This window comes from Terrabacter sp. Ter38 (assembly GCF_024519435.1).
Lineage (GTDB): Bacteria > Actinomycetota > Actinomycetes > Actinomycetales > Dermatophilaceae > Terrabacter.
In genome coordinates this window covers 321,877-342,081 of sequence record NZ_JALJRZ010000004.1, presented here as the reverse complement: position 1 = coordinate 342,081, position 20,205 = coordinate 321,877, and the positions used below count along the sequence as shown (strand labels likewise).

General features: G+C 72.1%; 21 protein-coding genes. 15 read left to right on the top strand and 6 right to left on the bottom strand.

All coding sequences use genetic code 11. The annotated features are described in order from the left end of the window. Positions 1–5: 5 nt before the first annotated feature. The 3 genes from NR112_RS11420 to paaK all read left to right on the top strand — a co-directional run bounded on the left by NR112_RS11420 (position 6) and on the right by paaK (position 3,231). Positions 6–947: an amino acid ABC transporter permease gene (locus NR112_RS11420; protein WP_256794505.1), complete on the top strand. Its 942-nt coding sequence runs from the start codon at positions 6–8 to the stop codon at positions 945–947. After that, positions 947–1,837, top strand: coding sequence for an amino acid ABC transporter ATP-binding protein (locus tag NR112_RS11415; RefSeq protein ID WP_256794445.1), 891 nt, complete (start codon positions 947–949; stop codon positions 1,835–1,837). The genes NR112_RS11420 and NR112_RS11415 overlap by 1 nt, the downstream gene beginning before the upstream one ends. Before the next feature lie 74 nt (positions 1,838–1,911). Continuing rightward, positions 1,912–3,231 carry a phenylacetate--CoA ligase PaaK gene (gene paaK / locus NR112_RS11410; protein ID WP_256794444.1) on the top strand — a complete coding sequence of 440 codons (1,320 nt, stop codon included), beginning with the start codon at positions 1,912–1,914 and terminating at the stop codon, positions 3,229–3,231. A gap of 78 nt (positions 3,232–3,309) precedes the next feature. Here the strand turns inward: paaK and NR112_RS11405 are convergent, their stop codons facing one another. Further along, positions 3,310–3,879, bottom strand: coding sequence for a hypothetical protein (locus NR112_RS11405; RefSeq protein WP_256794442.1), 570 nt, complete (start codon positions 3,877–3,879; stop codon positions 3,310–3,312). Positions 3,880–4,028: 149 nt separating this feature from the next. Here NR112_RS11405 and NR112_RS11400 point away from each other — a divergent pair, with 149 nt between their 5' ends. Continuing rightward, positions 4,029–4,250: a hypothetical protein gene (locus NR112_RS11400; RefSeq protein WP_256794440.1), complete on the top strand. Its 222-nt coding sequence runs from the start codon at positions 4,029–4,031 to the stop codon at positions 4,248–4,250. A 24-nt stretch (positions 4,251–4,274) separates the two neighbouring features. On the opposite strand, the gene NR112_RS11395 is transcribed toward NR112_RS11400, so the two are convergent. Continuing rightward, complete coding sequence (locus tag NR112_RS11395; protein ID WP_256794438.1) at positions 4,275–4,652, bottom strand: GntR family transcriptional regulator; 378 nt, start codon at positions 4,650–4,652, stop codon at positions 4,275–4,277. After that, complete coding sequence (locus NR112_RS11390; RefSeq protein ID WP_256794436.1) at positions 4,649–5,605, bottom strand: hypothetical protein; 957 nt, start codon at positions 5,603–5,605, stop codon at positions 4,649–4,651. The genes NR112_RS11395 and NR112_RS11390 overlap by 4 nt, the downstream gene beginning before the upstream one ends. Before the next feature lie 183 nt (positions 5,606–5,788). Here NR112_RS11390 and NR112_RS11385 point away from each other — a divergent pair, with 183 nt between their 5' ends. Genes NR112_RS11385 through galE form a run of 7 tightly spaced genes read left to right on the top strand, consistent with a single transcriptional unit; the run spans position 5,789 to position 14,363 of the window. Continuing rightward, positions 5,789–7,267, top strand: a complete 1,479-nt coding sequence (locus NR112_RS11385; protein ID WP_256794434.1) for a cytochrome ubiquinol oxidase subunit I — start codon at positions 5,789–5,791, stop codon at positions 7,265–7,267. A gap of 16 nt (positions 7,268–7,283) precedes the next feature. Beyond that, positions 7,284–8,333 (top strand): cytochrome d ubiquinol oxidase subunit II, encoded by a 1,050-nt coding sequence (gene cydB / locus NR112_RS11380; RefSeq protein WP_256794433.1) that lies wholly within the window; start codon positions 7,284–7,286, stop codon positions 8,331–8,333. Positions 8,334–8,386: 53 nt separating this feature from the next. Next, on the top strand, positions 8,387–10,078 hold the full coding sequence (gene cydD / locus NR112_RS11375; protein ID WP_256794430.1) for a thiol reductant ABC exporter subunit CydD: 1,692 nt from the start codon (positions 8,387–8,389) through the stop codon (positions 10,076–10,078). After that, on the top strand, positions 10,075–11,940 hold the full coding sequence (gene cydC, locus NR112_RS11370) for a thiol reductant ABC exporter subunit CydC (RefSeq protein WP_256794428.1): 1,866 nt from the start codon (positions 10,075–10,077) through the stop codon (positions 11,938–11,940). Before cydD ends, cydC begins: the two co-directional genes overlap by 4 nt. Positions 11,941–11,951: 11 nt before the next feature. Beyond that, the gene (locus tag NR112_RS11365) at positions 11,952–12,365 is read left to right on the top strand and encodes a BlaI/MecI/CopY family transcriptional regulator (RefSeq protein WP_256794426.1); all 414 of its coding nucleotides are present in this window, start codon (positions 11,952–11,954) and stop codon (positions 12,363–12,365) included. Positions 12,366–12,407: 42 nt separating this feature from the next. After that, positions 12,408–13,304: a M56 family metallopeptidase gene (locus NR112_RS11360; RefSeq protein WP_256794424.1), complete on the top strand. Its 897-nt coding sequence runs from the start codon at positions 12,408–12,410 to the stop codon at positions 13,302–13,304. 42 nt (positions 13,305–13,346) lie between these two features. Next, positions 13,347–14,363, top strand: a complete 1,017-nt coding sequence (gene galE / locus NR112_RS11355) for a UDP-glucose 4-epimerase GalE (RefSeq protein ID WP_256794421.1) — start codon at positions 13,347–13,349, stop codon at positions 14,361–14,363. Between the two features lie 86 nt (positions 14,364–14,449). On the opposite strand, the gene NR112_RS11350 is transcribed toward galE, so the two are convergent. From NR112_RS11350 to NR112_RS11340, 3 genes are read right to left on the bottom strand one after another with little or no spacing between them, the layout of a single operon-like run. Then, positions 14,450–15,793: an MFS transporter gene (locus tag NR112_RS11350; RefSeq protein ID WP_256794420.1), complete on the bottom strand. Its 1,344-nt coding sequence runs from the start codon at positions 15,791–15,793 to the stop codon at positions 14,450–14,452. 9 nt (positions 15,794–15,802) lie between these two features. Beyond that, positions 15,803–16,231: a hypothetical protein gene (locus NR112_RS11345; protein WP_256794419.1), complete on the bottom strand. Its 429-nt coding sequence runs from the start codon at positions 16,229–16,231 to the stop codon at positions 15,803–15,805. Between the two features lie 2 nt (positions 16,232–16,233). Beyond that, positions 16,234–16,452 carry a hypothetical protein gene (locus NR112_RS11340; protein WP_256794417.1) on the bottom strand — a complete coding sequence of 73 codons (219 nt, stop codon included), beginning with the start codon at positions 16,450–16,452 and terminating at the stop codon, positions 16,234–16,236. On the opposite strand from NR112_RS11340, the gene NR112_RS11335 reads away from it, so the two are divergent. From NR112_RS11335 to purB, 4 genes are all read left to right on the top strand, one after another. Then, positions 16,451–16,936: a low molecular weight protein-tyrosine-phosphatase gene (locus NR112_RS11335; protein ID WP_256794413.1), complete on the top strand. Its 486-nt coding sequence runs from the start codon at positions 16,451–16,453 to the stop codon at positions 16,934–16,936. The genes NR112_RS11340 and NR112_RS11335 overlap by 2 nt on opposite strands. A gap of 4 nt (positions 16,937–16,940) precedes the next feature. Next, the gene (locus NR112_RS11330) at positions 16,941–17,732 is read left to right on the top strand and encodes a VOC family protein (protein WP_256794411.1); all 792 of its coding nucleotides are present in this window, start codon (positions 16,941–16,943) and stop codon (positions 17,730–17,732) included. 60 nt (positions 17,733–17,792) lie between these two features. Then, entirely contained in the window at positions 17,793–18,587 is a 795-nt protein-coding gene (locus NR112_RS11325) for a VOC family protein (RefSeq protein WP_256794409.1), read from the top strand. A 107-nt stretch (positions 18,588–18,694) separates the two neighbouring features. Then, the gene (gene purB, locus NR112_RS11320; RefSeq protein WP_256794407.1) at positions 18,695–20,107 is read left to right on the top strand and encodes an adenylosuccinate lyase; all 1,413 of its coding nucleotides are present in this window, start codon (positions 18,695–18,697) and stop codon (positions 20,105–20,107) included. The last annotated feature ends 98 nt before the right edge of the window (positions 20,108–20,205 follow it).

Below are 20,205 nucleotides of genomic sequence, written 5' to 3'. Positions count from 1 at the left end.
TGACCATGCCGACCACCGACGACCGGCCGGGCCTCATCGAGGCCCGGCCGGTCCGGCACCCCGGGCGCTGGGTGGCCCTCGCCGTCATCATCGTGCTCGTCGCGATGCTGATCAGCTCGTTCATCACGAACGACCGGTGGGGCTTCTCCACGGCCGCGGAGATCATGAACCAGACGCCGGTGCTCGAGGGGCTCTGGAAGGGCACGATCGTCGGCACGATCGGCGCGATGCTCATCGGTGTCGTCGGCGGTGTCATCGTCGCGATCCTGCGCCTGTCGCACAACCCCGTCCTGCGCGGCGTCTCCTTCGTCTACACGTGGTTCTTCCGCGGCATCCCGCGACTCGTGCTCCTCGCGATGATCGGCAGCGGCATCGGCTTCCTCTACGCCAACCTCGACTTCGGCATCCCGTTCGGCAAGCAGCTCGCCTCCCTCATGGGACTCTCGAGCGACTTCACGTTCTTCACGCTCGACGTCAACCAGTTCTCGAGCAGCCTGCTGGCCGGCATCATCGGCCTCGGGCTCTCGGAGGCGGCGTACATGGCCGAGATCGCACGTGCCGGCATCCTGTCGGTCGACAAGGGCCAGAACGAGGCCGCGGCAGCCCTCGGCATGAACCGTGGCCAGGCCATGCGCCGCATCGTGCTGCCCCAGGCGATGCGCGTCATCGTGCCGCCCACGGGCAACGAGACCATCGCCATGGTCAAGGACACCTCGCTGCTCTCGGCCATCCCGATCATCACGGAGCTCTTCTACCAGACCCGCGCCATCGGCACCCGCACGCTGCAGATCATGCCGTCGTTCGTCGCCGTCACCGCGTGGTACCTCCTCGTCGGGTCGGTGCTCATGGTCGGGCAGTACTTCCTCGAGAAGCGCTTCGGCCGAGGCTTCGGCACGGGGGCACCCAACAAGCGCTTCGCGCGCCCGGCCGGGGCAGGAGGCGCCTGATGTCCGACACCACCACCAGCGAGCCCACCAGCGAGCCCACCACCGGCCCCGACGCCCGTTCGCGCACCGGCGAGGACCGGCCGCTCGTCCGCGCGCTCAACGTGCTCAAGAGCTTCCACGGCAACGAGGTGCTCAAGGGCATCGACCTCGACGTGCACCGCGGCGAGGTGGTCTGCCTCCTCGGCCCCTCGGGCTCCGGCAAGACGACGTTCCTGCGCTGCATCAACCAGCTCGAGCAGATCGACGGAGGCCGCATCTGGGTCGACGGCGACCTGGTCGGCTTCCGCGACGACGGCGGACAGCTCTACCACCTCACCGACAAGCAGGTCGCAGCTCAGCGTCGCGACATCGGCATGGTCTTCCAGCGCTTCAACCTCTTCCCGCACATGACGGCGCTCGAGAACGTCATGGAGGCACCCGTCCAGGTGCGCGGTACGGGCAAGAAGCAGGCGAAGGCGCGAGCCCTCGAGCTGCTCGAACAGGTCGGCCTCGGCGACAAGCCGAACGCCTACCCGGCGCAGCTCTCCGGTGGCCAGCAGCAGCGGGTCGCCATCGCCCGGGCGCTCGCGATGGACCCCAAGCTCATGCTCTTCGACGAGCCGACGTCCGCGCTCGACCCCGAGCTCGTGGGCGAGGTGCTCCGCGTCATGCGCGAGCTCGCCGACCAGGGGATGACGATGATCGTCGTGACGCACGAGATGGGCTTCGCCCGTGACGTCGCCGACCACGTCGTCTTCATGGACGGGGGCGTCGTCGTCGAGGAGGGCAAGCCGAAGGACGTCATCAGCAACCCGCAGCACGAGCGGACGAAGGCGTTCCTCAAGCGCATGCGCAGCGAGCACGACGAGGCAGCCGCCGACGCCGAGTCCCTGGAGACGCCGAAACCCTGACGGTCTGACGATCCGCGTCCAGCCCGAGTGGGGGCCGAGGAGCCCGGACCGGAAGGTGTGGGCACAATGGGCTCATGACGACGGAGTCACCCGAGAGCCGACCCGGCCTGCCGGACCACGAGATCCCCACGATCGCGATCGACGAGCTGCGGGGCACCCAGCTGGACCGTCTCCGGCGGACCGCGCGGACGGCATACGACAACGTCCCGCACTACCGAGCGGCCTTTGACGCCAAGGATTTCCGTCCCGACGACCTGCGCTCGCTCGACGACCTGAGCCGTATGCCGTTCACGACGAAGGCGGACCTGCGCGCCAACTATCCCTTCGGGATGTTCGCCGTGCCACGGGAGCAGGTCGTCCGCGTGCACGCGAGCTCAGGGACCACCGGCCGCCCGACGGTGGTGGGGTACACGAAGGCCGACATCGACACGTGGGCCGACCTCATGGCCCGCTCGATCCGGCTCGCCGGCGGCCACCCGGGCGACGTCATCCACGTCGCGTACGGCTACGGCCTCTTCACCGGCGGTCTCGGCGCGCACTACGGCGTCGAGCGGCTCGGCGCGACAGTCGTGCCCGTGAGTGGCGGGATGACCGAGCGGCAGGTGCAGCTGATCCGCGACTTCCAACCCCGTGTCATCATGGTGACGCCCAGCTACTTCCTCAGCCTGCTCGACGAGATGGAGCGCGAGGGTGTCGACCCGGCGACGACGAGCCTGCAGGTCGGGATCTTCGGCGCCGAGCCGTGGACCGAGTCGATGCGCCGGGAGATCGAGCGACGCACCGGCATGGACGCCGTCGACATCTACGGCCTCTCGGAGGTCATGGGGCCCGGGGTCGCCCAGGAGGCCGCGACGACGAAGGACGGCCTCCACATCTGGGAGGACCACTTCTACCCAGAGGTCATCGACCCGATCACCGAGGAGGTGCTGCCCGACGGCGAGCTGGGCGAGCTCGTCCTCACGTCGCTGACGAAGCAGGCGATGCCCGTCATCCGCTACCGCACCCGCGACCTGACGCGGCTGCTGCCGGGCACCGCGGTCCCGTCGATGCGGAGGATGGAGAAGGTCACCGGCCGCACCGACGACATGATGATCGTCCGTGGCGTCAACGTCTTCCCGACGCAGATCGAGGAGCACGTGCTCGCGGAGCCGCGGCTGTCGCCGTACTTCCAGTGCGTCCTGACGCAGCCCGGCAGGATGGTCGAGCTGACCGTGCTCGTCGAGCCGCTCTCGCGGCTCGAGCCGGATGCCGCCGACCAGATCGCCCGGACGCTCTACGCCACGATCAAGGCCCGCATCGGCACGACGTGCCGCGTCGAGATGCGCGACCCCGGGTCGATCGAGCGCTCGATCGGCAAGGCCCGCCGCATCGTCGACGATCGGCCCAAGGCCTGACCGCGCGCGACACGGACCCGAGCCACCTGCCCTGCCGGCGACCGGCGACAGCTCGCGGCGCGGCCGGGAGAAGGCGGGTCAGGAGGTGCGGGACAGCACGACCCAGCCGGTCGCGACCTGGCTCGTCCTCTCGGCGACCGACAGCGGCCCCGATCCCGCCGGGAGCTCGCGGAGGTCCTGGCGGGTCTCCGTGCCGTCGCACGGGACGGTGATGCTGGCCACGGCGTCTCCCGGGACCGCCACGGAGGGCGCCCCGTCGACGGCGCCCTTACCCGGCGGCCCGAGCACGTCGACGACGAGCGTGCCACCGGCCGTGGCCGGCAGGCACCGTCCGGTCAACCGGTAGGCCTGGCCGGCCCGCACCGGCGCGGCCCGACCCGGCTCGCCCGAACCGCTCCAGAAGATGCCGTCGGCATCCCTGACGAGCAGGCGCGCCACGTCGGAGGCCGACTGCACGGGCGGCTCGAGCCGGTCGACCGTCTCGGCCTGGGGGATCGAGGTGAACGACGGACCCTCGACCGTGGGCTGCGGGGTGGGCACCTTCGCAGCGGTGCACGCCGAGGGGACCGCTGCCACCAGGGCCGCAACGGCTGCCACGCCCACGTGCCGGACGGAGCTCCGGGTCACGGCCCGTCGCGGTTCACGCATCGACATCCCCTGCCCATCTCGCTGAAGCGGACGCCTGAACGCTACCTCTCGAGTCCGTGCGCGGTCTGACGTATCACCGACGTGCGGCGTCTCTCTGACCGTCGAGGCCTCGACGGCCTCGCGCCGCCAGAGGTCACGAGGAGCACGTCATGGGAATCCCTCCACACGCCGCACGCCTGGCCGGAGCCTGGGCCGTCCAGACGACCCGACCGGCTCCTGGTCCGGCACCGGCAGGAGTCGGTCAGAGCCGACGCGACCGGTCACGCCGGATCACGACAGCCCGCCTCCTGCACCCGCTGCGCCGACCGATCGCGCGGTCGCGCAACGAGGCCCAGAGCCCACTCGGCACCCAGCCCGCCCGGCACGCCTGACCGGGCGACCCGGCACACGACCACTCAGCCCGTCTGCGCCTTGAGCGCGGCCCGGACGATGTCGACCGCTGCTGCGGCGTCGAGCCCCGCGTCGCGGGCTGCTGCCGCGAACTTCGCCGCGAGCGCCATGACCGCGACGTCGGCCGTGTGCTCTCCGGACGCCACGACGGTCCCGGCCCGACGCCGCGTCTCGACGAGTCCGGCCGCCTCGAGCTCCTTGAAGGCGCGCGCCACGGTGTTGGCGGCCAGGCCGAGGTCCGCGGCGAGGGCCCGCACGGTCGGGAGGCGGTCGCCCGGCAGCAGGCGGCCCGTCGCGATGAGGCCGGCCAGCTGGGCACGGACCTGCTCGAAGGGGGGCTCGGCGACCTCGAGGTCGACGACGATGCGGAGGTCCTCGCTCATCGGGACCCCGCACCCGACGACGAGGCCACTGCCGCAGGCTGATTGGCTGTACGCGAACTCGGCACTGCAGGCGCGTCCCAGAGCAGGCAGAAGAGGGCGACGACCAGGCAGACGAAGCCGAGAAGCGTCAACGAGAAGGCGACGTTCTGCGTCCAGTCGGTGGGCGCGACGGGCGCGGGCGGGAGCTGCGAGCCGCTCACGGCGCCGCGCAGCCGTTGGGTCACGTCGTTGAGCTGCGGGCCGATGGTGAGGCAGAGCCCGGCGGCCGTGACGAGGGACCCGGCGGCCGACCACCGCAGGACCCGCACCCGCGCCCCGAGCCGCAGGGCGCGGTCGAGGGCGCGGTCGTCGGCGTACGCCGGACGGGCATCGGCGACGCGCAGGGCGAGCCACGTGGCGACCGCGAGCAGCGCGAGGGCACCGACCGTCCCCAGCGTGTAGTCGCGGCCGGGGTAGGCGCTCGTCGTCGTGACGACGACGCCCTCCCACTCGCGCATGCCCATCCGACCCCCGGGCGCGGACGTGAGCCACCCGACGAGCAGCCCCACGGCGCAGAGCACCAGCCCTGCGACGTAGTAGCCCGTCAGGCGCACCGACTCGGTGCCCCGGCGGATGTCCAGGGCGGCCTCGCGGCGAGGGCCTGGCGTCGACCGGCGGGGCGCCCAGCGCTCGGCCAGTGCCGCCACGAGGATGCCGGCGATGCCCGCGAGCGCCGGCACGGCCGGGTGGGCTGTGGCGCCCTCCCCCGACGACGACGCGGCGCCCCCGTCGACGCCCGCGCGGGCGACGGCATACGCGAGCAGTGCGCCGACGACGGAGCCCAGCGCGGCCCGGCGGCGGGCTCGCGCGGCGAAGGCATCGAGCCGGCGTGCGCCGAGCCAGCGCGCAAGGTTGACGACCAGCGCCAGCAGCACCACCGGGCCGAGGTACCACGTGACCACGCGCGCATCCATGCCGTTCCCCTTCGTCGGTCTTTGTCGCAATCATTTAACGCATTGATACAAAGCAGGTCAAGCGACCGGGACCGGGGTGAGCGGGGTCACGCCGATCCCTCGACAGCCCGGCCGCCGTCCGCGATCGCACCCGCTAGCATCTACTACGTCATGTAGTTCTGGCGCGACCCTCGCGGAGCCCCCATGGATGCAACGGACCTGGCACGGTGGCAGTTCGCCATCACCACCGTGTACCACTTCCTCTTCGTGCCGATCACGATCGGCATGTCTCTCATCGTCGCCGTCTTCCACACCGCCTGGGTGCGCACGCACAACCCGCAGTGGATGAGGCTGGCGAAGTTCTTCGGCAAGCTCTTCCTCATCAACTTCGCGCTCGGACTCGTCACCGGCATCGTGCAGGAGTTCCAGTTCGGGATGAACTGGAGCGACTACTCGCGCTTCGTCGGTGACATCTTCGGCGCCCCGCTCGCCATCGAGGCCCTCCTCGCCTTCTTCCTCGAGTCGACCTTCCTCGGCCTGTGGATCTTCGGCTGGGGCCGGCTCCCCGAGAAGCTGCACGCCACGACCATGTGGCTCGTGCACATCGGCACGGTGCTGTCGGCGTACTTCATCCTCGCCGCCAACTCCTTCATGCAGCACCCGGTCGGCTACACCTACAACGCCGCCAGCGGCCGCGCGGAGCTGACCGACTTCTTCGCGGTTCTGACCAACAAGGTCCAGCTCGTCACCTTCCCGCACGTCATCTTCGCCGCCTACATGGCCGGAGCCGGCGTCGTCATGGGCGTCTCGCTCTGGCTCATGCGCCGTGAGGCCAAGGCCGCTGCCGACGACGCGCAGGACGTGGCCCGCACCGACGCCCCGATGTATCGCAGGGCGACGCGCATCGGCGCGGTCCTGACGCTCGTCGCCGCCGTCGGCGTCTCCGTCACGGGCGACGTGCAGGGCAAGATCATGACCGAGGTGCAGCCGATGAAGATGGCGGCCGCCGAGGCGCTCTACGTGTCCGTCCCCGCCGGCGAGGGGGCACCCTTCTCGGTGCTGACGGTCGGCTCGCTCGACGGCTCGCACGCCAACGCCCTCATCGAGATCCCCGGCCTGCTCAGCTTCCTGGCGACGGGCAACGTCCAGGGCGCGGTGCGGGGGATCAACGACCTCAAGGCCGAGTACGCCAAGACCTACGGCGCGAGCGGCAACCCCCGGGTGGCCGACGTCGCGACGGCCTTCGTCCCCAACATCCCGACCACGTACTGGACGTTCCGTCTCATGATCGGTCTCGGGATCGCCACGGCGCTGATCGCGATCGCCGTGCTGTGGCTGACGCGCAAGGGACGCACCCCGACCGCGCGGTGGCTCGCGTATGCCGCCGTGGCCGCTCCGCTCCTCCCCGTCTTCGCCAACAGCTTCGGCTGGATCTTCACCGAGGTCGGACGCCAGCCCTGGCTCGTCTTCGGCCTCATGACGACCGCCAACGGCGTCTCGCCGAGCGTCTCGATGGGTGAGGTCATCACGTCGATGGTCGTGTTCACGCTCCTCTACGGCGCCCTCGCCGTCGTCGAGATCAAGCTCTTCCTGCACTACGTCCGCAAGGGAGCCGAACCCTTCGAGGAGCCGCAGGACCCCGCCGACCGGGACGAGGACGCACCCCTCGTCTTCGCCTACTGAGAAGGGCTGAGCTGCCATGGATCTCGCCACCTTCTGGTTCATCGTCATCGGCGTCCTCTGGACGGGCTACCTCGTCCTCGAGGGCTTCGACTTCGGCGTCGGCATGCTGCTGCCCGTCCTCGGCGGCACGCGCTACGCGTCCGACGCCGCCGACGCCGAGAAGCGCCGCCGCGTCCTGCTCAACACCATCGGCCCCGTGTGGGACGGCAACGAGGTCTGGGTGCTCACCGCCGGTGGCGCGACCTTCGCGGCCTTCCCGCACTGGTACGCAACGCTGTTCAGCGGCTTCTACCTGCCGCTGCTGCTCATCCTCGTCGCGCTCATCCTGCGCAACCTCGGCTTCGAGTACCGCCACAAGCGTCCCGAGGCACGGTGGAAGGCCCGCTGGGACCTGGCGATCTTCTGGGGCTCGCTCGTGCCGGCGCTGCTCTGGGGTGTCGCGCTGACGAACATCGTGCGCGGCGTGCCGATCGACGCGAACAAGGAGTTCACCGGCAACCTCTTCACGCTGCTCAACCCGGCCGGTCTCCTCGGTGGGCTCGTCTTCGTCGCGCTCTTCCTCACGCACGGCGCGATCTTCGTGGCGCTCAAGACCGACGGGAAGATCCGTCACGAGGCGCGCCAGATCGCCGAGCGCGTCGGCGTCGTCGCCGCGGTGCTCGCCGTCGCCCTGCTCCTCTGGATCGGCATCACCGACGGCAAGCTCGCCTCGTGGGTCACCACGGTGGTCGCGGCGGCCGCCCTCCTCGGCGGCCTCGCGGCCAACCGGGCCGGGCGCGAGGGTTGGGCCTTCATCGGCACGGCCGTCACCATCGGCATGGCGGTCGCGACGTACTTCCTCGTGCTCTTCCCGAACGTCATGCCCAGCTCGACCAACCCGGACTGGAACCTCACCATCGCCAACGCCTCGAGCACCGACTACACGCTCAAGGTCATGACGATCGTCGCGCTGATCTTCACCCCGATCGTGGTGATGTACCAGGGCTGGACGTACTGGGTCTTCCGGAAGCGCTTGACGGTCAAGCACATTCCCGAGGACGCACCGCGCGAGCCCGTCTCCCGCTGACCGACCGACCTCCACGACCCACCCGTCCGAACCGACCAGAGAGCACAGACTCCGTGAAGCCCTTCGACCCACGACTCCTCCGGGCGGTCCCTGCCGCCCGGAGGCCCGTGGCCGTCCTGGCCGTGACCGGCATCGCGAGCGGTGTCACGACGATCGCCACGGCCTTCGCGCTGTCGGCGGTCGTCGTCGCGGTCGTCGAGGGGACCGACCTCGCGTCGCCCCTCACCTGGCTGCTCGGGCTCTTCGTCGTGCGGGCCGGCCTCGCCGCGTCGACGGAGCGGGTGGCCGCGTGGGCCGGGGTCTCCGTCTCGTCGGCGCTGCGGGCAGCGCTGCTGCGCCGGTGGGGCACCGTCGACGCCGACGCGCGGCTCGAGCCGGGCGCGGCCATCTCGCTCGCGACCGCGGGCACGTCCGCCGTGGAGCCGTACGCCGCCCGATTCCTCCCGACGCTCGTCACCGCGGCCGTCGTGCCGGTCCTCGCCATCGCGACGCTCGTCGTCGTCGACTGGCCGAGTGCGGTCGTCGTCGCGCTGACGCTGCCGCTCCTGCCCGTCTTCGCGGCACTCATCGGCAAGGCCACCGCCGAGTCGACGGAACGCCGCTGGGCCGCCCTCGCTTCGCTCTCGGGCCACTTCCTCGACGTCGTGCGCGGCCTCCCGACCCTCGTCACGTACGGACGCGCCCGGCGCCAGGCCACGACGGTGCGCGAGGTCAGCGACCGACACCGGCGCGCCACCATGGAGACCCTGCGCATCGCGTTCCTGTCGTCCGCCGCCCTCGAGCTGCTCGCGACGATCTCCGTCGCCATCGTCGCCGTCACCGTGGGCCTGCGCCTCTCGCACGGCTCGATGGCTCTCGGGGCGGGACTCGTCGCGATCCTCCTCGCGCCTGAGGCCTACTGGCCGGTGCGCCGGGTCGGCGCGGAGTACCACGCCGCCGCCGACGGTGCCGTCGCCCTCGACGCGATCCTCGCCCAGCTCGACCCCCCCGCGGCCGTGCCCGGGTCCCTCTCGACGCCCGCACCGAACGCTGCGTTCGGTGGGAGGGCGCCGGGGAGTGGGCGGGTCGGGGAGGTGCGGGTCGCTGGCCTCACCTACGCGTATGCCGGGTCGCCGGCTCCCGTGGTCCGTGGCCTCGACCTCGTGGCGGGTCCCGGGCTCACCGTCGTGACCGGGCCGTCCGGAGTCGGCAAGTCGACGCTGCTCGACCTCATCGCCGGGCTGCGCCGGGCCGGCGCCGGGACCGTCGAGGCTCCCCCGTCGCACTACGTGACGCAGCGGCCCTTCCTCTCGACCGGGTCGGTGCGCCAGGCGCTGACGATCGGGCATCCCGCCACCGACGAGCAGCTCTGGGAGGCCCTGCGCGTCGTCGGCGTCGACGGCGTCGTCGCGGCGCTCCCCGGCGGGCTGTCCGCCGACCTCGGCGACGACGGCTTCGGCCTGTCCGCCGGACAGCGCCAACGGCTGGCCCTGGCCCGCGCCTGGCTCGCCCCCGAGACGCTGCTGCTCCTCGACGAACCGACCGCGCACCTCGACCCAGAGGGCGCCGAGCACGTCGCGGCCCTCGTCGCCGAGCTCGCCGAGCGTCGTGTCGTCGTCGCTGTCACGCACCGCGACGAGCTGCTCGCGCACGCCGACCACCACCTCGTCCTCGCCGCCGCAGACGCAACCTCCGTCGAGGTGATCCCGGAGGCGACGGCGCTGTCGACATCACCTCGAACCGCCGGAGAGGAGGACGACCGATGAGCACCGCCTCCACCCCCGACCCCCGCGTCGAGGTGATCGCGCACCCCACGCCGGTGACGGCAGCACCTCGAACCGCCGGTTCGCGGCGGCGCGTCTGGTGGCCCTCGGCCGGCACCGTGCGCGGCGGCCTGCTCGGCGGCATCGCCACGGCGTCGGGCATGGCCCTCACCGCGACATCGGGATGGCTCATCGTCCGGGCGTCCCAGCAGCCCGTCATCCTCACCCTGCTCACCGCGATCGTCGCCGTGCGCGCCTTCGGCATGGCGCGACCCGTCTTCCGCTACTGGGAGCGGCTGACGAGCCACGACGCCGCGCTCGAGATGCTCGCCGAGCGGCGGACCTCCGCCTACGAGGCGCTCGTACCGCTCACACCCGCCCGGCTCGGGCGCCGCCGCCGCTCCGACGTGCTGACCGGGGTCGTCGACGACCTCACCGACGTCGTCGACGCGCAGGTGCGAGTCACCGTGCCGGTCATCTCGACGGCCGTCGCGGGCGGCATCGCCATCGCGCTCACCCTCGTGCTGTCCCGGCCCGTCGGCCTCGTCATGCTCGGGCTCGGCGTCGCCGTGTGCCTCATCAGCGCCCTGGCGGCGCACCTCGAGTCCCGCTCCCTGCCAGAGCTGCTCGCGGCCCGCGCCGAGGTGACCCGCGTCAGCGAGCTCATGGCGAGCCAGTCGGGCGAGCTCCGCGCCGTCGGGGGTTGGGCGACGGCACTCGGTTGGCTCGACGAGGCCCACACCTCGCTCGACCGGGCCACCCGACGCATCAGTCTCGGCCGGGCCGCGGCGGCCTCGCTCTTCCTCGTCGTCGTCGGGGCGGCGGTGGCCGCAACCGCCGTCATCGCGCAGGACCTCGCCGTCTCGACCCCGGTCAAGGCGCTGCTCGTGCTCACCCCGGTCGCCGTCTCCGAGGCCATCACCCCGCTCGTCGACGCCATGCGGGCCCTGGCCCGAGCCCGCGGCAGCGAGCACCGCATCGACGCACTGCTCGACCTCACCCCGGCCGTCGCCGACGAGCCCCACCACGCAGCCGCCGCCGAGGCCGGCCACGCGCCCGACGACACGTCGGGCGTCCGGCCCGAGCACACGGCATACGCACGCAGTGACGTCACGGCGCGGGCACTCACCGCCTCGTGGACGGGCGAGCGCACCGACCTCGCGTCGACCGACCTCGACGTGCCCGCGGGCAGTCGCATCGCCGTCACGGGGCCCAACGGCAGCGGCAAGTCGACCCTGCTGGCCGTGCTGGCCCGCCACCTCGACCCGTCGGGCGGGACCTACCGCCTCGGCGCGACCGACGTGCTCGGTCAGCCGCTCGAGGAGACCCGGGCTCGCATCGCCGTCGTCGACGACGAGACCCACGTGTTCGCCACGAGTCTGCGCAACAACCTGACGCTGGCCCGGCCCGACGCCGACGACGCCGACGTCGAGCGCGCCCTCCGCGCCGCCGGCCTCACCCTCCTCCTCGAGAGCCTGCCGGACGGCCTCGAGACGACGCTCGGGTCCGCCGGCCGCGGGCTCTCCGGCGGCGAGCGGGCCCGCCTCGGCATCGCCCGCGCCCACGTCAGCGGCCGCCCCGTCGTCCTCCTCGACGAGCCGGTCGCCCACCTCGACCCGCCCACGGCCCGAGCCGTCGTCGAGGACCTGACGCGCCTCGGCAGCGCACCGGGTACGACAGGGGTGGCGGGTGCCGCGCCCGCGCAGACGATCATCATGGTGACCCACCGCGACGACGGGGCCGACCTGTTCGAACGTGTCCTCGAGGTGCGCCGCCCGTCATCGGGGACGTTGTCCCCGCCCACCGCAGACCCGGTCCCCCGCTCGGGCGACCGCACGCACGAAGCCGACCCACCCCGTCGGTAGATTGGAACGCCATGCCCAGCACCCCCCGCAACCGTCTCGGCGACCTCGAGCGTGTCGTCATCGAAGAGCTCTGGACCACGGCGGACGCCCATCCCGAGGGTCGCACCGTCCGCGAGGTCCACGACGCGATCGGCGTCGAGCGCGGGCTCGCCTACACGACGCTCATGACGGTCCTCGACCGGATCGCGAAGAAGGACCTCGTCCGCCGCGAGCGCGACGGGCGCGCCTGGCGCTACACCGCGGCGTCGACCCGTGCCGAGCTGACGTCGGAGTCGCTGCACCACACCCTCGGCGAGCTCGCCGGCGACACGCGACGCACCGCGCTGCTGCACTTCCTGGACGAGTCCACCCCGGAGGAGCTCGACGAGCTCAGGGCCGCGCTCGCCGAGCTCGAGGCCCGGCGCCCGGACGAGGCGAAGCGCTGACCGACCGATGACCCCCTCTGCGGCCCGCCGCGCCACCTGACCGTGCTCGTCGTCGCGGCCCTCGTCGTCCTCGCGGTCCTGCTCGCGTGGCCGGTGCCGCGCGCCCTCGCCCGCGCGACGTCCCTGCGCCGCGCGCCCCGGGCCGCGCTCGTGCTGTGGCAGTCCACCGCCGCCACCGCCGTGCTCGCCGCGCTGCTCGCGGCACCGGCCGCGATCCCGCTCCTCGTCGGGAGGCAGGTGCGCCTCTCGGAGCACTGGGTGACGCTCGCCGTGGCCGCCGCGCTCAGCGGGGTCGTCGCCGTGCGGCTGCTGCTCTCGGGCGACCGGGTCGGGCGCAACCTGCGGACGGCTCGCCGGCGCCACCGGGATCTCGTCGACCTGCTCGGCGTGCCCGGCGAGGGCGCCGACCGGCACATGCGCGTCCTCGAGCACACGACCCCCACCGCCTACTGCGTCCCGGGCGTCCGCCGGCGCGTCGTCCTGACCCAGGGCACCCTCGACCGGCTCGGCCCCGACGAGCTGTCGGCGGTCCTCGCACACGAGCGGGCCCACCTCGGTGCCCGCCACGACCTCGTCATGGAGTTCTTCACCGTCGTCCACGAAGCGATGCCCGGCTTCCTGCGCTGCGACGACGCCCTGCGCGAGGTGCACCTGCTCATCGAGGTGCTCGCCGACCGGGCCGCGGTCCGTCACGCCGGGGCTGTCAGCACCGGGCGCGCCATCGTCGCCATGGCCGGCGGACCCAAGCCGGCCGGCGCCATGGCGATGGCCGACAGCACGCGCGTCGCGACCGCGCGCATCGGGCTCCTCGACGCCGAGCGGATCGCCGGGCTGCCGATCCCCGTCGTCGCGGCGATGATGTATGCCGTGTCGGCCGTTCTCATCGCCACGCCGCTCGCGCTCTACCTCGGCGCGATCGCCGAGCTCACGCTCGTCTGAGGGCCTGCCGACGCGCGGGCCCGCCCTCGATAGGGTGGCGCCATGCGCGTACTCGTCAGCGGCGGAGCCGGCTACATCGGCTCGCACACGGTGGTCCAGCTCGTCGCGGCGGGGCACGAGGTGCTCATCGTCGACAACTTCGGCAACAGCAAGCCGACGGTCGTCAACCGTCTCGAGGCCCTGACCGGCACCCACCTCGACGTGCGGTCGTTCGACCTGCGCGACCACGACAAGACCGAGCACCTCTTCGCCAACGAGAAGATCGACGCGGTCATCCACTTCGCCGGGCTCAAGGCCGTCGGCGAGAGCGTCGAGCTGCCGCTCGAGTACTACGAGAACAACCTCGTCTCGACCTTCTCGCTCGTGCGCGCGATGCGGCGACACGGCGTGACGAAGCTCGTCTTCAGCAGCTCGGCCACGGTCTACGGCCACAACAGCCCGCCGCTCACCGAGGAGATGTCGACCGCGGCGACCAACCCCTACGGCTGGACCAAGGTGATGATCGAGCAGGTCCTGCGCGACGTCGCCGCCGCCGACCCGGAGCTGCGGATCGCGCTGCTGCGCTACTTCAACCCGGTCGGCGCGCACGCGAGCGGCACCATCGGCGAGGACCCCCAGGGCATCCCCAACAACCTCATGCCGTTCATCGCCCAGGTCGCGGTCGGCCGACGCGAGAAGCTGCTCGTCTTCGGTGACGACTACCCGACCCCCGACGGCACGCCGTTGCGCGACTACATCCACGTCGAGGACCTCGCCGCCGGCCACCTCGCGGCGCTGACCAAGCTGGGCCAGGTCGACGACCCGGTCTCGACGTGGAACCTCGGCACCGGGCACGGCACGAGCGTCCTCGAGGTGCTGCACGCCTTCGAGCAGGCCGTCGGGCGCGAGCTGCCCTACGAGGTCGTCGGCCGCCGGGCTGGTGACCTGCCCGAGTCGTTCGCCGACCCGTCCCGCGCGCACGCCGAGCTCGGCTGGCGTGCGGAGCGCACCATCGAGGACATGTGCGTCGACCAGTGGCGCTGGCAGAGCGCCAATCCCACCGGCTACCCCGACGCCTGACTCGTCCACGGACGCGACGTCCGTCCCGGCCCCGAGACGCCACCCGCGGCAGCCACGCGAGGGGCAGGCCTGGGGTCAGACTGGGGTCAGGGCTGGGGGTCCAGGGCGTCGTAGTGGCGGAAGGACGACACCCTCGCGACGGAGGCGATGACGAGCACGACGACGAGGACGCCGCCGACGACGGACGGCACCCACGTCGCCGTCAGGGTCGCGAGCGTCCCGGCGAACATCTGACCGAGGCGCGGTCCACCCGTGACGACCACCGTGAAGACGCCCTGCGTGCGGCCGCGCAGGTGGTCGGGCACGGCGGCCTGGAGGATCGACTGCCGGAAGATCGCGCTGATGTTGTCGGACCCTCCGGCCACGGCGAGGCACAGGGCCGCGAGCGCGAGCGCCCAGCGGTTGGCGTCACCGAAGTCCATCGACGCCACCGCGTGCCCGCCCAGCTCGGTGACGGCGAGGACGATGCCGAAGCCGAGGATCGCGAGGCCGTAGGAGACGATCGCGTTGCGGATCGCGAGGCCCTGCCAGCGCAGGCCGGTCACCCGACCGGACCCGAGGCTCGAGACGATGCCGCCGACCGCGAACGACGCGAGCAGGATGCCGGCCGTGACCGACCCGCCGCCGATGACGATCGCGCCGACGGCGGGGAAGAGCACCATCGGCTGGCCGAACGTCATCGCGATGATGTCGACGATGAAGCTCATCCGGACGTTGGGCGAGCGCCGCAGGTGCGCGAGCCCGTCGACGACCGAGCGGAAGCCACCGGTGGTCGGCCGCTCACCCTCGGGCCGGATGCGCGGGAGGGTCCAGAGCCCGAAGAAGCCGGCGAAGAAGAGGACGACGTCGACGGTGTAGGTCCACGCGTAGCCGGCCCGTGCGACGAGGACGCCGGCGATGCCCGGCCCGACCGTCACCATGATCCCGGCCGAGATGCCGAGCAGCGCCGCGGCCTTGGGCAGCTGCTCCTTGGGCAGCAGGCGTGGCGTGATCGCCTGTCGCGTGGCCGAGGCGATCGTCGCCGCCACGGCGTTGACCGTGGTGATGACGTAGAACATCCAGACCCGCTCGGCCCCGAGCCAGACGATCGTCGCGAGGAGCAGGGTCGAGGCCCATGCCACCGTCGAGGCGGACAGGGCCACCGTGCGCCGGTCGAAGCGGTCGGCGATGGCACCGCCGTAGAGCCCGGCGATGACCATCGGCAGCAGGGAGAACCACGCGACGAGCGAGACCATGAAGGTCGAGCGCGTCAGGTCGTAGATGTGCAGCCCGACCGCGGTGTTGGTGACGAAGGTGCCGACCCCGGCGAGCGTGTTGCCGAACCAGAGCCGGGCGAAGGGCGGGCTGACCCGCAGCGGCGTCAGGTCGACGAAGTGCGACCGACGTGCGGCCGGGGCGGGAGCCTCAGGGCCTGGGGGTGCATCGGTCACAGAGTGAAACTACGCCACCGCCAGGTCGCCCGGCGGCGCGGGGAGGCAGGCCTCGGCGTCGCGCAGTCGCGAGCCGTCGCGCACCCACACCCAGCGTCCGTCGACGGTGCGACGAGCCACCTGGGTGCGCACCGTGCCGTCCGGGGCGGTCGACGTCGTCATCGCGAGCCCGCCGGTCACCACGGCGCGGGCCGACACCGCCGGCGCCGGCCCACCGACCGGACCGAGGACTCCCGCGGCCAATGCGGCAGCGAACGCCGTGCGGATGGCGGTGGAGCCCGCCGCCTCGCGACCGCGCGGAAGGCTCACGACCGCGTCGGCGGCATACAACCCCACGATGCCGTCCAGGTCGCCGGACGCGACGCAGGCGGCGAAGCGGGACTCGAGGGCCTCGGGGGCACTGGCCCCCACGGCGGACGGGTGCGCGGTCGTCGTCATGGTCACACCGTCCCACCGGCCACCGACAGCCCCACCTGCCTCACGGCCAACCCCAGCACCGGCGCACCGAACGCCGCCTCGACCCGCTCGGCGCCACCGTGACGAGGTGGGATCGCGCTTCGGGCCTCGCGGCCCGATCCGCGGTGTTCAATGGGCACCATGTCGTCTCGCCCACTCCACGTCACCTTCGTGTGCAGCGGCAACATCTGCAGGTCGCCCATGGGTCACGTGATCCTCCAGCGCCTCGTCGACGACGCGGGCATCGCCGACCACGTCCGGGTCAGCTCGAGCGGCACCGGCGACTGGCACGTCGGCGAGCACGCCGACCCGCGCACCGTCCAGGTCCTCGCCGAGCACGGCTACGACGGGTCCCGGCACCGGGCCCGCGAGTTCGACCCCGACGAGTTCGACGACCTCGACCTCGTCCTCGCCTCCGACGAGGGACACGTGCGCACGCTGCAGCGACTGGCCCGCACCCCGCGCAACCGCAGCAAGATCCGGCTCGTGCGCGAGTTCGATCCCGAGGCCGTCGCCGCGGGCACCCTCGAGACCGGGGACCCGTGGTACGGCGGCCCCGAGCACTTCGCCCGGTGTTTCGCAGAGGTCGAGGCGGCTTGTCATGGCATCCTTCACCACGTCAGGGACCAGCTGGACGGCCGGCTGGCCGGACGCGCACACTCCCAGCACGACCCGGAGCAGCCCTGACCCGATGCGAGACCTGAATCTGACTGTGCCCGACTATCCCTATGGTTCCCCGTGCTGGGTCGACCTGCTCGTCAGCGACGTCCCCCGCGCCCAGACGTTCTACAGCGAGCTCTTCGGCTGGCGCTGGCTGGCCGGCGACCCCGCGACCGGCGGCTACACGATGGCGCTCCTCGACGGCCACCCCGTCGCCGGCATCAGCCGCAAGCCCGAGACGGCGCCGATCCCCAGCCAGTGGACGACCTACCTCCGCGTCGGCGACATCGACGTCGCGGCTCGCGCCATCCACGCCTACGGCGGACGCACCCTCGGACGCCCCGTCTCCATCGGTGCCCTGTCCCGCACCCTCATCGCCGTCGATCCCGGCGGCTCCTACTTCGGGGTCTGGGAGCCCGGCGACCTGCCGGGCAGCGGCATCCTCGACGAGCCCGGGTCGCTCACGTGGAACGAGCTGCTCACCCGCGACTACGAGATGGTGCAGAACTTCCAGTTCGGCGTCTTCGGCCACGAGTTCACCGACGAGACCGAACCCGGCGGCCCACGCTGGGCGACGGCGCACACCGGCGACGGCAACCCGGCCTACGGTCTCGCGGAGATCGACGGCGAGTGGCCCGCCGAGATCCCGCCGCACTGGGTGGCGTCCTTCGCGACCCGCAACGTCGTGCCCGGCCTGGCGCGTGCGCTCGACCTCGGCGCGACGCTGCTCCAGGGACCGTTCGACGGCCCCTACGGCATGGGTGCGGTGCTGAGCGGCCCTGAGGGAGAAGTGTTCTCGCTCCTCGTCCCCGACCTCGACTGACCACCACCCGAGCGTCCACGACCCACTCACCCGCCGACCCATCGACGTCAGGAGCCACCCGTGCCCGTCCACGAGGAGTCCTTCGCACCCGGAACGCCGTGCTGGGCCGACGTCATGGTCGACGACCTCGACCGCGCCCGCGCCTTCTACGGCAGCCTCTTCGGCTGGACCTTCCAGGACCTCCCACCCGAGGCGGGCGGGTACGTCATGGCCCGCAAGGACGGCCACGTCGTCGCGGGCGCCATGGCCAAGAACCCGGACGACCCCGGGCAGGTCAGCGCGTGGACGGTCTACCTCGCGACCGACGACGTCGAGGCCACGGTCGAGCGTGCCCGCGAGGCGGGCGGCGTCTTCTTCCTCGGGCCGATGGACGTCCTGCAGGTCGGTCGCATCGCCGTCGGCGCCGACCCGGCCGGGGCCGCCTACGGCCTGTGGCAGGCCAAGGAGCACACAGGCACCGACCTCGTCGACGAGCCCGGGTCCCTCTGCTGGGCCGAGTCGATGAGTCGCAGCTACGAGGCGAGCAAGACCTTCTACGCCGATGTCTTCGGCTACCGCCTGCAGGAGATCGGCGAGGGCGGCTTCCAGTACTCCGTCGCGACGCTCGAGGGTGACACGCCCATCGGCGGCATCGGCGCCATCCCTGCCGCGGCGCCCGCCGACGTGCCCTCGCACTGGATGACCTACTTCGCCGTGGCCGACGCCGACGCGGCGGCCGACCGGGTCACTGCGCTCGGCGGCACCGTCATGCAGCCGCCCTTCGACACCCCCTACGGCCGGATGGCACTCGTCGCCGGCCCCCAGGGCGAGACGTTCTCGGTCATGCAGCTCCCCGCGCAGCCCGCCGCCGACTGAGACCCCGCGGACGGCGGGCGGATGCCGCCGGGCCCGGACCGCGCTGCACCCGCGGACCGCGCCGGACGGCATACGAACCACGTCTCGCGCTCTGGGAGGATGTCGGCATGGCAACGCTCGCTGACGCAACCCCGCCCATCGCGCTCGGGGCGCTCGACGGTCGCTACCGCGGCGCCGTCGCGCCGCTCGTCGACCACCTGTCGGAGGCAGCGCTCAACCGGCAGCGCGTGCACGTCGAGATCGAGTGGCTCATCCACCAGACGAGCCACGGCGTCGTGCCGGGCGTACGGCAGCTCACCGACGACGAGATCGCAGCGCTGCGAGCCGTTGTCGAGGACTTCGGCACCGCCGAGGTTGCCGAGCTCGGCGAGATCGAGCGGGTCACCGTCCACGACGTCAAGGCCGTCGAGTACTTCCTCAAGAAGCGCCTCACGGCGATCGCCCCGGCGCACGAGGACCAGGGACTCGCCGAGCTGATCCACTTCGGCTGCACGAGCGAGGACATCAACAACCTCTCCTACGCCCTCATGGTCAAGGGCGCCGTCCAGCAGGTGTGGCTGCCCAGGGCGCAGGCACTCGTCGCGCAGGTGTCAGATCTGGCGCGCGAGCTCAAGGACGTGCCACTGCTCGCGCACACCCACGGGCAGCCCGCGACGCCGACGACGATGGGCAAGGAGCTCGCCGTCCTCGCGCACCGCCTCGGCCGACAGCTGCGCCGCATCGAGGAGCAGGAGTACCTCGGCAAGTTCAACGGCGCGACCGGCACCTTCGGGGCGCACGCGCTCGCCCTGCCCGACGTCGACTGGCCCGCCGTGTCGCGCGCGTTCGTCGAGGGCCTCGGCCTCACGTGGAACCCGCTGACGACGCAGATCGAGAGCCACGACTGGCAGGCCGAGCTCTACGCCGACGTCGCGCGTTTCAACCGCATCCTGCACAACCTCTGCACCGACGTGTGGACCTACATCTCGATGGGCTACTTCGCCCAGGTCCGCGGCCACGGCACGGTCGGGTCGAGCACGATGCCGCACAAGGTCAACCCGATCCGCTTCGAGAACGCCGAGGCCAACCTCGAGGTGAGCAACGCGCTGCTCGACGTGCTCGGCGGCACGCTCGTGCAGAGCCGCCTCCAGCGCGACCTCACCGACTCGAGCATGCAGCGCAACATCGGCACGGCCTTCGGGCACTCGATGCTCGCGCTCGACAACGTCGCCCGCGGCCTCGCCGGTCTCGACGCCGTGCCGGAGCGCATGGCAGCCGACCTCGAGGGCAACTGGGAGGTGCTCGGCGAACCGATTCAGTCGGCGATGAGGGCCCTTGGGGCGCAAGGCGTTCCGGGGATGGAGGAGCCCTACGAGCGACTCAAGGAGCTGACCCGCGGTCGCCGCATCGATGGTGACGACCTGCGCGAGTTCGTCCGCGGGCTGGGGCTGCCCGCCGACGTCGAGGCCCGCTTCGTGGCCCTGACGCCGCAGACCTACACCGCCCTCGCGAGCCGGCTCGTCGACGACTACCTCGCCTGACGGCATACCCCTCGGGCTGGCGGCCACGCGCCGACCGACGACCGTTGCTCGCCGAGCCCTCGCGACACGCCGAACGACACGCCGGGCCCGGGCATCGG